This window comes from Mycobacterium sp. IDUB_28 (assembly GCF_055419285.1).
On sequence record NZ_JBVAXK010000009.1, the window covers coordinates 200,086 to 212,088 of the forward strand.

A 12,003-nucleotide genomic window follows, 5' to 3' on the forward strand; every position below is an offset into this window, starting at 1 on the left:
GGGTAATGAAGTTTATTTGAAAAACATAGGTGTACAACAACGCTGAGCGCAGCAACCAGAATGCACTTGTGAATGGGAATGCATCTGTGTATGCGATATCCGGAAAGCGGTACCGGCGTGCTGATCAGCATAAATCTACGTAAAAACCAGTTCATACCGAACTGTTCCGGACTACGCTCCCGAGGCGAAAATTCAATCGGTCTCAGGAAAGGCACACCGGCCCGATGACGCACGTAATTGCGGTACCAGAAACAATGATTTCCGCTTCGCAGCAACTCGCTGGAATCCAGTCATCGGTGACGCAAGCCAGTTCAGCGGCCGCACGTTCCACTACAGCTGTCCTCAGCGCCGCCAGCGATGAAGTATCCCTGGCTATTGCCGAACTTTTCGGCAATTACGCCCGTGAGTATCAGGCGCTGAGTGGCCGAGCGGCGCAGTTCCATGCACAGTTCGTCCAGGCCACGGCCACCGCAGCCGGCGCCTATGTCGCCGCCGATGCCGCCAGTGCCTCCCCCTTGGTGCTTCTCGAGCACCTCGTTCTGGATGTCATCAACGCGCCGACCAATCTGCTGCTGGGGCGCCCGTTGATCGGCAACGGTGTCAACGGTGCCCCGGGAACCGGACAAGCGGGCGGAGCTGGCGGTCTGCTGTGGGGTAACGGTGGTGACGGCGGGTCCGGGGCACCCGGACAGACCGGCGGCCGGGGTGGCGACGCCGGCCTCATCGGACACGGGGGCGCCGGCGGTACCGGCGGAACCGGTGTCACCGGATCGATCGGCGCCCAGGGCGCAGTCGGCGGTAGCGGCGGTGCCGGCGGTACGGGCGGCGCCGGCGGCACCGGAGGTCTGCTCTGGGGCAATGGCGGCCCGGGCGGAGCCGGTGGCGTCGGCGGAACAGGCGGTACCGGAGGCACCGGCATCAATGGCATTGCTGGCGGCGGCCCGGGCGGCATCGGCGAGCAGGGCGGTCAGGGCGGTCAAGGTGGCATCGGTGGTAATGGCGCTGGGGGCGGCGCTGGCGGGCGAGCCCCGGGTCTGTTCGGTGGAACGCAGGGCGCCCATGGCGGGGGCGGTGCCGGCGGAGTTGGTGGCACTGGCGGAATGGGCGGCCAGGGCGGCGAAGGACTTGCCGACACCGGTTCCGGGGCCACCAACGGCGGTCAGGGTGGCACCGGCGGAACTGCCGGCATCGGCGGAGCCGGCGCTGACGGCGCAGCACCCGGTGCTATCGGCACCGGGGGCAAAGGCGGCACCGGTGGCACCGGGGGTGCGGGCATGCAAGGGATCGCGGGCGTCGGCCTCCTCGGTGAAGGCGGCAATGGCACGTCCGGCGCCCAGGGCGGCACCGGAGGTACCGGCGGCGCGGGCAACGGTGGCATCAACGGCAACGGCGGGACCGGCGGTACCGGCGGTGAAGGCGGCCAGGGTGGCAACGGGTCCGCAAAGGACGGCGACGGTGGCAACGGCGGCACCGGAGGTGCCGGAGGCACGCCGGGCACCGGCGGTACCGGTGGCAGCACGGGCGCCGGCGGCACCGGAGGAAGAGGCGGCGACGGCAGCGACGGCGGTGACGGGGGAGCCGGAGGTACCGCCACCACCGCGGGCGACGACGACGTGTTCGGTGGGAAGGGCGGCACCGGCGGCACCGGAACTGCCGACGACACCGGTGTCGGCGGACGCGGCGGTGACGGTGGCGTTGCGACAAGCACCGGCAACGGAACCGCCCACGGAGGCGCCGGTGGTTCCGGCGGCGAGGGACCGTGGGGCGGCACCGGTGGGAACGGCGGTGCGGCGGTGAGCGGCGGCACGGCGAACGCGATCTCCGGGAACGGCGGCACAGGCGGTACCGGGACCACTCATCTCGGCGGCACCGGCGGTGGCGGTGGCTTCGCGACGCTGAACAATGGTCCGGGAAACGTCACCGGTGGTCAGGGTGGTGACGGCGGTGCCGGCGCGGCCGGCGGCGGCGACGGAGGAGGCGGGGGCACGGCCATCGCCGGCGGCACCGGGAATGCCACCGGGGGCGCCGGCGGGGCCGGTGCCGACGGTGGGACCGCGGTGGCCGGTGGCAACGGCGGCCGCGGCGGGAACGCCTACTCCGTCGGCGGGCAAGCTTCGGTCGCCGGCGCCGGCGGGCAGGGCGGCACCGGCACCACCGGCGGAAAGGGCGGTGATGGTGGAATTGCGCGTGGCAACGTCACCGACATACTGACCGCCGGCACCGGAGGTGCGGGCGGCAATGGCACCGCCGGCGCGGGTGGCGCGGGCGGGAAAGGCGGTGCGGCGGTGAACTCCGGCACCTCGTTGACGGACGCGGTCGGCGGCGCCGGCGGGGCCGGCGGCGCAGCGACCGGTGGTCACGCCGGAATCGGGGGACGCGGTGGTGACGCGAGTGTCACTGAGCCGGGTTCCGCAGCAGATGCTGTTGGGGGGCGCGGCGGGGCGGGCGGCGCAGGCATCGCCGGCGACGGCGGAAACGGCGGTCGGGGCGGCGACGGAACCAACGCGGGAACCGGCAATAGTCTGGGCGGTCGCGGCGGGGACGGCGGCAACGCAGCCAGCCCACTCACCGACGGGGGCGACGGCGGAGACGGCGGAAACGCGGTGGGTGGTGCAAATGCGCAAGGAGGTCTCGGCGGAGCCGCCGGAGCCGGCGGTCCCGGCGGTCAGCCCGGTGCCCCCGGCACCAATGGCTCTCCGTAACGGGCCGGTCGGCTACTACGGGTCGCTGTCGTCCGGCTGGTCCGGCCGCGCCGACACGATCGCGCCCGTCTCGCCTTCGGCCTGTTCCTCGGCCTCCACCTCGGGATCCTTGGCCAGCAACACCTGCATGGCGTTGTTCAGGAACGCCACCGTCGGCACCGCCAGCAACGCGCCGACGATCCCGGCCAATACCCCACCGGTGGAGATGGCCAGCACCACCGCCAACGGATGGATCGAGACCGCGCGTCCCATCACCACGGGCTGCAGCACGTGCGCTTCGAGCTGGTTCACCACGATCAGCAGGCCGAGGGTGAGCAGCGCGTAGACCATGCCCTTGGCCAGCAGCGCCACCACCACCGCCAGCAGGCCTGAGACCAGTGCACCGATCAGCGGTATGAAGGCGCCCAGAAACACGATGGAGGCCAGCGGCAACGCCAGCGGTACGCCCATGATCGCCAGACCGGCGCCCACCCCGGCCGCATCGGTCAGCGCGACCAGGAACGTGGCGCGGATGTAGCCGGTCAGGGCGCCGTATCCGGCCTTGCCGGCCTCGTGGACGCGGTCGCGGACATGGGCCGGGAAGATCTGCTGAACGTACTGCCAGATGTTGCGGCCGCCGTAGAGAAAGAAGATCAGGGTGAACAGCACCAACACCGCGGCGGTAGCCAGCTCGGTGATGGTGGCCGCGGTAGACAGCGCTCCGCTGGTCAGCTTCGCCTGGTTGTTCCGCAGCGCTTCGATCGCGGAGTTGCCGGCGTTGTCGATCTGTTCGCGGCGCACGTGCGCCGGCCCCTCGATGAGCCAGCGGCGCAGGGAATCGATGCTGTGCTCGACCTGGGTGACGAGGTCCGGGACGCCGACGATGAACTGGGTGACCACGAACGTCAGAATGCCGCCGAGGATCGCGAATCCGGCCAGCAGCACCAGCGCCACCGCGAAGCCGCGCGGCAGACCCCGCATGTCCAGCCAGTCCACCAACGGCATCAGCAGCGCGCTGAACATCAGGGCCAGCAGCACCGGCACCACGATGACTTCGAGTTTCTCGACCACCCACAGCAGCGCCACCGCGGCCACCACGATGACCACCAGCCGCCACGACCATGCGGCGGTCTTGCGGACCAGCGGGCTTACCGCATCGTCATCGTTAGTTGCTGACATCGGATCAGCGTAGCTGGACGCCGGTGCGGTGGGTCGCACGCGCTTCCTCACGACACGTCGGTGGTCGTGGAATCGGCATCGTCGAACCGGACACTGACCCGCTGAAAGCGTTTGACGCGTTCGGCTTTCGCCCGCCTGGTGTAGGTCTTGCGGTCAGCGGGGGTCAGGTCCACGTCGTCAGTGAACGGCGTCAGCAGGGCACGCGGGTGGAGTTGCTCCACCAGCACCACGTTGATCTCGGCGCACAACACCAACGTCGACGACACCAGGAACAGGAACGCGAGCATGCCCAGCACCAGCGCGAACACGCTGTTGGTCGCGCTGGCCGATTTCACGACGTGGCCGACGTAACCGGCGCCGAACCACTGCAGGATCTGCCAGATGAACGCCGCGGCCAGGGCCCCCGGCAGCACCTGGCGATAGCTGAGGTCGCGCGCGGTGGTGAGGCGGAAGGCCACCAGGCAGATCGACGCATTGATGCCGATGGCGACCAGCGTGATGCCGATTTTCCCGAACACGCCGAGCGATCCCGTCGCGTGCCCGACGCCGGACAGCAGGGTCGACGCGATGGCCGCCGAACCCAGCACGAACAGCAGCAGCAGGCTGAATGCCCGGGAACGGAACGGGTCGCGGCGCTGGTCCCGCGGCACCGCCCACACCGAATCCATCGCGTTCTGCACCGCCTGGCCCACACCCAGGCCCCCGTAGAGCGCGCCCAGTATGCCGACCACCACAGCGACCGTCCCGCCGCTGAGTCCCTCCGGCTGCTGCAGCTGGCTACCGATCACCGGGAACTGACTCAGGGTGCTCTGCAGCACCTTCGCCTTGAGATCCGGCCGGTCGGCGAGCAACACTCCCAGGCCGGTGGTCAACAGCAACAGCATGGGAAACAGCGACACGAACGCGTAGTAGGTGATCAGGGCGGCCAGGTAACTGCCCTGGTCGTCGAGGTACTTGTAGATGACGGCGACGGCCACCCCGACGCCGCGGTTACGCCGTTGCAGCCTGTCCAACCAGCCGACCATCGCCGATCACTTCATTCCCACGCCGAGATATCACGCCGACCCGACCCCCTGCCCGCAGGGTTGCGCCCGGTCATACCCCGATTTGCCGGTGGTCAATCGCGCCGGTCATCGGTGTCATTCCCCCAAAACCGCCGACGCGGGCCGCCACGGTTCGGTTACGACCCTGGAACGACCCCGACACGCTCGGCGACGTGCAGGTATGGTGTCGCCACCTGCGCGGTTACCCTAGTCCGATGTCACCGGACGCCGCTGCCCGCAAACCGGTGGGCGGGTGGTTGGAGACGCTCTCCCGCCCAGCAGACGCGCCCCCGCGCGGCAAGTACTGGTGGCTGCGGTGGGTGGGACTGTCCCTCGTGGTGCTCGTGCTCGGCGTCGAGATCGTGTTGGTGCGCGATCAACTGGCCAAGGCCTGGATGAGCTTGTTCGACGCCAAGTGGTGGTGGTTGGTCGCGGCGATGATCGCCGCGGCGGCGTCGATGCACAGTTTCGCTCAGATCCAGCGCACCCTGCTGGCGTCGGCCGGCGTACAGGTGAAGCAACTGCGTTCGGAAGCAGCGTTCTACGCCGCGAACTCGTTGAGTACCACGCTGCCCGGCGGGCCGGTGATCTCGGCGACGTTCCTGCTGCGCCAGCAGCGCCTGTGGGGCGCATCCACGGTGGTGGCGTCGTGGCAGCTGGTCATGTCGGGCGCGCTGCAGGCGGTCGGGCTGGCGGTGCTGGGTTTGGGTGGGGCGTTTCTGCTGGGCGCGAAGAACAACCCCTTTTCGCTGCTGTTCACGCTGGGCGGGTTCGTCGCGTTGTTGTTGCTGGCGCAGGCGGTGGCGTCGCGGCCGGAGTTGATCGAAGGCATCGGCATCAAGGTGCTGTCCTGGGTGAACTCCATTCGCGGCAAACCCGCCGAGACCGGTGTGGAGAAGTGGCGCGAGATCTTGATGCAGCTCGAGTCGGTGAGCCTGAGCCGACGCGACCTGGGGGCGGCGTTCAGCTGGTCACTGTTCAACTGGGTCGCCGACGTCGCGTGCCTGGCCTTTGCGGCCTACGCCGCGGGAGATCATGCCTCACTGGCAGGGTTGACGGTCGCCTACGCCGCGGCGCGCGCGGTGGGGACGATCCCGCTGATGCCGGGTGGTCTGCTGGTGGTGGAGGCAGTGCTGGTCCCCGGTCTGGTGTCCAGCGGAATGTCGTTGCCCAACGCCATCTCGGCGATGCTGATCTACCGGCTGATCAGCTGGCTGTTCATCGCCGCGGTCGGCTGGGTGGTGTTCTTCTTCATGTTCCGCCGGGTCACCGACAGCGACTCCGACGACCCGCCCACCGATCCAGGTGTCCGCGGCCGCGGGCTGAACGCTGTTGTCGATCCGTCCGACAGCGCGCTGCAGGGTCCGTTGCCGCCGCCGGAGCATGTGCCGGCGGCCGACGCCAACCAGCGAGGCTGATCAGCCGGCGGCGCGTGCCGGACCGGGACGGGGACCGGGCCCGGGGCCCGCGAGCGGGGCCGGCTGGCCGCCCACCGCGGCGGCGCCCGGCAGGCCCGGCAGCGCGCCGCCCGCGCCTTGGGCCGCCTGGAACAGGCTCAGTGCCTGTGGCAACGTGATCGGCAGTCTGCACTGGGTGCCCAGCTTGTTCAGCGGGTTGGCGAGGCCTTGCAGATCCAGCGCGACCTTCGGGTGGGTCTCGAAGTAGCTCTTGAGCGTGGTGGCCGACTGCGGGCCCGCGGGTTCCTGCAAGGCCGACGTCAGGGCCTGGTTGGTGTCCGGATGCGAATCCAGGTAATCACCGGTCTGCTTTGCGACGGTGCCCACGGTGCGGGCCACTTCGCTGGCCGCGCACGGGTCCGTCGAACCTGTTGCTGCGGGTGCCGCGACGAATGCGCTGCCGGCGCCGGCCAGACCGGCTGCGATCACTACTGCGAAAAGCCCGCGACGCGTGCTTGCTTGCATGGGTAACTCCTCGGTGGTTCGCCTCGCGATGTCTGCCGACCCGCGGGCCTCGACCATCCTGCCATCGGCGGCCGATACGTCGCCAACGCAACCTGATCGATTGCGCGGTGGCTGCGACGGCGCTGCGACTCAGCGTCCCGGTAACCCGCTGCGATCGCGGCTGCGAGGGGATCCGCAAGCATTGCGGATCACAGACCGAACCGTTGTTCTGACGCTGTGGTCGGCAGATGACCGTCACGACTTAACAACGATCCCGGGGAACTGCTGTCACCGCAGCTCAGGAACCGATAAGCAAACTTCGGGCACAACGTCCTCCGGTAGGCTCGCGGGCGCGCTGCGTACGAAATCACGGAATACGGGGAGTGGGAAATCCAGCAGTTCATGATGCGGCTGAGCCGCAACCTGCGCCGATTTCGCTGGCTCGTCTTCGCCGGCTGGTTACTTGCGCTGGTTCCGGCGGTGTATCTGGCGATGTCGCAGTCGGGGAATCTGACCGGCGGCGGATTCGAGGTCGCCGGCTCCCAGTCGCTCAACGTGCACGACCAACTCGTCGCGCAGTACCCCGAACTCGGCGCCTCCCCGCTGGCGCTGGTGGCCGCCCCCCGCGCCGACGCCACCTACCAGGACATCAACGATGCCGTCGCGCAACTGAAGAAGATCGCCGCCGACCTGCCCGGCGTCACCGTCGCGCCCAATCCCACCCAACATCCACCGCAACCCGACCGGCCCTACGTCGTGACGCTGCGCCTGGACGCCCGCAATCCGGGCACCAGCGACGTCGCCAAGAAACTGCGCCAACGGATCGGCGTGGAAGACGACCGGTCCGGGGAGACCGCCAACGGTCACGTGCGCCTCTACGTCATCGGTCAGGGCGCCCTGTCCGCCGCCGCGGCGGCCAACACCAAGCACGACATCGCCAAGGCCGAGGAATGGAACCTGCCGATCATCCTGATCGTGCTGCTGGCGGTCTTCGGTTCGCTGGCGGCCGCGGCGATCCCGCTGGCACTGGGCGTGTGCACCGTCGTGGTCACCATGGGACTGGTCTATCTGCTGTCCATGCACACCACCATGTCGGTATTCGTGACGTCGACGGTGTCGATGTTCGGCATTGCGCTGGCCGTGGACTATTCGCTGTTCATCCTGATGCGCTTCCGCGAGGAACTGCGCACCGGACGGCAGCCGCAGGAGGCGGTGGACGCCGCCATGGCCACGTCCGGGCTCGCGGTGGTGCTGTCCGGCATGACGGTCATCGCCTCGCTCACCGGTATCTACCTGATCAACACCCCGGCGTTGCAGTCGATGGCCACCGGCGCGATCCTGGCGGTCGCGGTCGCGATGCTCACCTCCGCCACACTGACGCCGGCGCTGCTGGCCACCTTCTCCCGCGCGGCGGCGAAACGGTCGGTGCTGCTGCACTGGTCCAGGCGACCGGAGAGCACCGTCTCGCGGTTCTGGACGCGCTGGGTCGGCTGGGTGATGCGCCGGCCCTGGATTTCGGCGCTGGCGGCGTCGGCGGTGCTGCTGCTGATGGCGGCACCGGCGACGGCGATGGTGCTGGGCAACAGCCTGCTGCGGCAGTTCGACTCGTCGCACGAGATCCGCGCCGGGGTGGCCGCGGCATCGCAGGCCCTCGGCCCGGGCTCGATGGGTCCGGTCCAGGTGCTGGTCACCTTCCCCGACTGGCCGGAGGGACCGGACGCCCCGCCCGCGCACGCCCAGATCATGGCGGCGCTGCGCGAGCAGATGGCCAAGGCGCCCGACGTCGCGTCGGTGCCACCCCCGGTCTACAGCGAAGACAAGAAGAGTGCCCTGCTCAGCGCGGTGTTGTCGGTCGACCCCGAAGACATGCGGGCCCGGCACACGGTGGACTGGATGCGCAGCCAGCTGCCGCGAACCGCCGGGGACGCGAAGGTGGCGGTCGGCGGGTCGACGGCGCTGATCAAGGACTTCGACGACCGGGTCGCCGAAACCCAGCCGCTGGTGCTGGGCTTCGTGGCGCTGATCGCCTTCCTGATGCTGCTGCTCTCGGTCCACTCGGTGCTGCTGGCGCTCAAGGGCGTGCTGATGACGTTGCTGTCGGTGGCGGCCGCCTACGGATCGCTGGTGATGGTCTTCCAGTGGGGGTGGGCCGCACCGCTCGGCTTCCCGCACCTGACCTCGATCGACAGCACCGTGCCCCCGTTGGTCCTGGCGATGACGTTCGGGTTGTCCATGGACTACGAGATCTTCCTGCTTACCCGGATCCGGGAGCGTTTCCTGCAGACCGGGCACACCCGCGACGCCGTCGCCTACGGGGTGAGCACCAGCGCCCGCACCATCACCAGCGCCGCGCTGATCATGATCGCGGTGTTCTGCGGGTTCGCGTTTGCCGGTATGCCGCTGGTCGCCGAGATCGGGGTGGCATGTGCGGTCGCGATCGCCGTCGACGCCAGCATCGTCCGGCTGGTCCTGGTGCCCGCCTTGATGGCGGTGTTCGCCAAGTGGAACTGGTGGATACCGGGTTGGCTGGGCCGGGTCCTGCCGTCGGTGGACTTCGACCGTCCGCTGCCCGACGTCGACCTGGGCGGCGTCGTCGTGATCCCCGAGGACATCACCGCCGCGATCGCGCCCAGCGCCGATCTGCGCATGGTGATCAAGTCGGCCGCTAAGCTCAAAACCCTTGCCCCCGATGCCATTTGCGTGACCGACCCGCTGGCTTTCACCGGCTGCGGGCGCACCGAGCCGGACCGGGACCCGGCGACGGCCGAAGACACCGACTCGGTGACGCTGACGCTCGCCACCGGCCCGGTGGGGCAGGCCACCGCACGCAAAGTCGGGCTGTCCTACCGCTCCAGCATCGCCCGGGCCATGCCGTGGACCGGCCGGCCGGTGCACCCCGTCACCCTGTGGCGCGGACGGTTGGCCGTTGCCCTCGACGCCCTGCAGAGCCGGGAGCCCAGGTCGGCACGGCCCCGGTACCGGCGGCAGAGCCCGGTGGAGACCACGAATGTCCAGCTGCCCACCGGCGATCGCCTGCAGGTGCCCACCGGCGCCGAAACGCTGCGGCTCAAGGGCTACCTGATCATGAGCCGTAACAGCAGCCGCGATTATGCCGACTTTGCTGACATGGTGGAGGTGATGGAACCGGAGACCGCAGCGGTGGTGCTGTCCGGGATGGATAGGTATTACTGTTGTCAGCCTCCCGGCTCGTCTCCCCGGCGGTACTGGGTCGCCAGCCAGCTGGTCCGCCGGCTGGCCGATCCCGATCCGTGCGACCTCGACGACGTGTCGACAGATTCCGGTGTCAAGGCAAACTGGGAGGAGGTCCGGCAGCGCTGTCTGTCGGTGGCCGTCGCGATGTTGGAGGAGGCGAGGTGACGTTGGCAGCCGACCAGCGCAGACCGGCGCCTGCCCGCGGCGCCAGGTCCAGGCCCGAGGCGGCCGGGCACCCCGACCCGGATCAGCCGGTCGAATTCTGGTCCACCGCCGCTATCCGCTCGTCGTTGGAGGGTGGCGACATCGCCACCTGGAAGCGCATTGCCAGCGCGCTCAAACGGGACCCGTACGGCCGCACCGCCCGTCAGGTCGAGGAGATCCTCGGCGGTGCGCGCCCGGCCGGCATCGCCAAGGCGCTGTGGGAGGTGCTGGAGCGGGCTCGTGCGCACCTGGAGGCCAATGAGCGCGCCGAGGTCGCCCGCCACGTGAAGCTGCTGATGGACCGCTCCGGCCTGGTGCAGCAGGAGTTCGCCTCGCGTATCGGCGTCACCGCCGAAGACCTGGCCGACTACCTGGACGGCCGCGTCAGCCCGTCCGCTTCCCTGATGATCCGGATGCGCCGGTTGTCCGACCGGTTCGTGCGGGTCAAGAACGAACGCTCGCCGCACGCCAACTAGCGGGCGCTGATCGGCGCGATGTCCTGTACCAGCCAGTCGTTGCCGCGCTTGGTCAACGTCACCCGCACCGCCGGGGCCGCCTGACTGGTGGGCTGGCCGGGCGAGTTCTGCGTCACCCGCATGATCACCGCAACGCTGGCCGCCGACGGCCCGATGGCCTCGACCCCGGCCGCCAAGGTCGACGCCTGCGCCGTCACCTTGCGCTGCAACAGGTCCGCGCTGGTCCTGGTGTACTCCTCTTTGAACTTGCCGGCCTGCTCCGGCACCATCAGCGAGGCAGCACGGTCGATATTCACCCCCGGAGCCGTCGGCGAGAACGACGCCACCGCCTCGGCGGCGCCGGTGGCGACCTGCACCACCGTCACCGAGTCCCGCTTGAACTGGTCGTCGTTGGCGGTCCAATGCGTGTAGCCGGTCAGCACCGCCGCGCAGACGGCCGCCGTGGCCAGAAATGCCACCGCGAGCCGCAGCCGGGGCGCGTCGTCGTCGGTGCCGAGGGTGACCGCATCGCGGCGCATCAACCAGAAGTTGACGGCTACGCCCTCGACGATCAGCAGCACCAGCGCGGTGCCGACCGCCACCCACCACCGCGGCCAGGCCAGCACCACGCCGATCGCCGCCAGCGCGGCGATCGCCACCAGCGGCGCCAGGATGTCGAACGCTGCGAACCGCCAGGCGTTCCTCATTTGATCAGCTCCAGCTTGGAGATCATCAGCTTGCCGTCGATCTGCGAGACGTCCAACCGCAGGCTCCAGCGCACCACCTGCGGTTGTCCGCCGGACTTCTCGGCCACCGAAGCGGCCACCAGCATCACCGAGTCGGTTCGGGTGGCGAAGGCGGGCAGCTTGGTGGGTACCACCTGTCGCGGCGATCCGGGGACGGTATCGAGGTCGCGGTGCATGGTGTCGATGGCCACCGACTCCACCCGGCCGACGCTCTGTGCCTGTAGCTTCGCGGCCACCTGCCGGTAGCCCTGCATGGTGGCCTCGAAGTAGGTGTTGAGTTCGCCGACCGTCCCGTCGTGCAGCCGTTGCAGGCTGGCGTCGATGTTGCTGCTGTTCATGTTGATCAGCACGTTGGACCACTCGTAGGCCGTTTGCATGACCTTGGACAGGTAGATGCGCTCGCCGGAGTCGTCTTTGTGGTTGGTCCAGATGAGCACGCCGAGCACCACCGCCGCGACGCAGACCAGGCCCAGCACCGCCGACGCGATGCCGTAGGGGGAGAACACCCCGCTGCCGTACTCGGCGTCGTCGGCGTCTGCGGTCTCGCTGTCCGCCTCAGTTTTCTCCTGGTCAGGCATGGC

At 69.2% G+C, this 12,003-nt stretch carries 9 protein-coding genes; 4 read left to right on the forward strand and 5 right to left on the reverse strand.

What is annotated here, in order from left to right; genetic code table 11:
- The first annotated feature begins 224 nt into the window (after window positions 1-224).
- Complete coding sequence (locus tag ACZYZ9_RS19825) at window positions 225-2,702, forward strand: PE family protein (RefSeq protein ID WP_463827971.1); 2,478 nt, start codon at window positions 225-227, stop codon at window positions 2,700-2,702.
- A 15-nt stretch (window positions 2,703-2,717) separates the two neighbouring features.
- On the opposite strand, the gene ACZYZ9_RS19830 is transcribed toward ACZYZ9_RS19825, so the two are convergent.
- Together ACZYZ9_RS19830 and ACZYZ9_RS19835 are read right to left on the reverse strand one after the other, a co-directional pair.
- On the reverse strand, window positions 2,718-3,860 hold the full coding sequence (locus tag ACZYZ9_RS19830; protein WP_463827972.1) for an AI-2E family transporter: 1,143 nt from the start codon (window positions 3,858-3,860) through the stop codon (window positions 2,718-2,720).
- 47 nt (window positions 3,861-3,907) lie between these two features.
- Entirely contained in the window at window positions 3,908-4,885 is a 978-nt protein-coding gene (locus tag ACZYZ9_RS19835; protein ID WP_463827973.1) for a YihY/virulence factor BrkB family protein, read from the reverse strand.
- A 233-nt stretch (window positions 4,886-5,118) separates the two neighbouring features.
- On the opposite strand from ACZYZ9_RS19835, the gene ACZYZ9_RS19840 reads away from it, so the two are divergent.
- Complete coding sequence (locus tag ACZYZ9_RS19840; RefSeq protein WP_463827974.1) at window positions 5,119-6,321, forward strand: lysylphosphatidylglycerol synthase transmembrane domain-containing protein; 1,203 nt, start codon at window positions 5,119-5,121, stop codon at window positions 6,319-6,321.
- Here ACZYZ9_RS19840 and ACZYZ9_RS19845 read toward each other — a convergent pair whose 3' ends face one another.
- On the reverse strand, window positions 6,322-6,825 hold the full coding sequence (locus ACZYZ9_RS19845; RefSeq protein WP_463827975.1) for a hemophore: 504 nt from the start codon (window positions 6,823-6,825) through the stop codon (window positions 6,322-6,324).
- A 381-nt stretch (window positions 6,826-7,206) separates the two neighbouring features.
- On the opposite strand from ACZYZ9_RS19845, the gene ACZYZ9_RS19850 reads away from it, so the two are divergent.
- Window positions 7,207-10,182, forward strand: coding sequence for an MMPL family transporter (locus ACZYZ9_RS19850; RefSeq protein WP_463827976.1), 2,976 nt, complete (start codon window positions 7,207-7,209; stop codon window positions 10,180-10,182).
- On the forward strand, window positions 10,179-10,697 hold the full coding sequence (locus ACZYZ9_RS19855; protein ID WP_463827977.1) for an XRE family transcriptional regulator: 519 nt from the start codon (window positions 10,179-10,181) through the stop codon (window positions 10,695-10,697). The genes ACZYZ9_RS19850 and ACZYZ9_RS19855 overlap by 4 nt, the downstream gene beginning before the upstream one ends.
- On the opposite strand, the gene ACZYZ9_RS19860 is transcribed toward ACZYZ9_RS19855, so the two are convergent.
- Window positions 10,694-11,383 (reverse strand): hypothetical protein, encoded by a 690-nt coding sequence (locus tag ACZYZ9_RS19860; RefSeq protein ID WP_463827978.1) that lies wholly within the window; start codon window positions 11,381-11,383, stop codon window positions 10,694-10,696. The two genes, ACZYZ9_RS19855 and ACZYZ9_RS19860, sit on opposite strands and share 4 nt — an antisense overlap.
- Window positions 11,380-12,000: a hypothetical protein gene (locus ACZYZ9_RS19865; RefSeq protein ID WP_463827979.1), complete on the reverse strand. Its 621-nt coding sequence runs from the start codon at window positions 11,998-12,000 to the stop codon at window positions 11,380-11,382. The genes ACZYZ9_RS19860 and ACZYZ9_RS19865 overlap by 4 nt, the downstream gene beginning before the upstream one ends.
- Window positions 12,001-12,003: the final 3 nt, after the last annotated feature.

Bases quoted from the DNA above. Each gene is read 5' to 3' on its own strand.
- ACZYZ9_RS19830 (WP_463827972.1), bottom strand. From the start codon at position 3,860: ATGTCAGCAACTAACGATGACGATGCGGTAAGCCCGCTGGTCCGCAAG.
- ACZYZ9_RS19865 (WP_463827979.1), bottom strand. From the start codon at position 12,000: ATGCCTGACCAGGAGAAAACTGAGGCGGACAGCGAGACCGCAGACGCC.
- ACZYZ9_RS19825 (WP_463827971.1), top strand. From the start codon at position 225: ATGACGCACGTAATTGCGGTACCAGAAACAATGATTTCCGCTTCGCAG.
- ACZYZ9_RS19850 (WP_463827976.1), top strand. From the start codon at position 7,207: ATGATGCGGCTGAGCCGCAACCTGCGCCGATTTCGCTGGCTCGTCTTC.
- ACZYZ9_RS19845 (WP_463827975.1), bottom strand. From the start codon at position 6,825: ATGCAAGCAAGCACGCGTCGCGGGCTTTTCGCAGTAGTGATCGCAGCC.
- ACZYZ9_RS19835 (WP_463827973.1), bottom strand. From the start codon at position 4,885: ATGGTCGGCTGGTTGGACAGGCTGCAACGGCGTAACCGCGGCGTCGGG.
- ACZYZ9_RS19840 (WP_463827974.1), top strand. From the start codon at position 5,119: ATGTCACCGGACGCCGCTGCCCGCAAACCGGTGGGCGGGTGGTTGGAG.
- ACZYZ9_RS19860 (WP_463827978.1), bottom strand. From the start codon at position 11,383: ATGAGGAACGCCTGGCGGTTCGCAGCGTTCGACATCCTGGCGCCGCTG.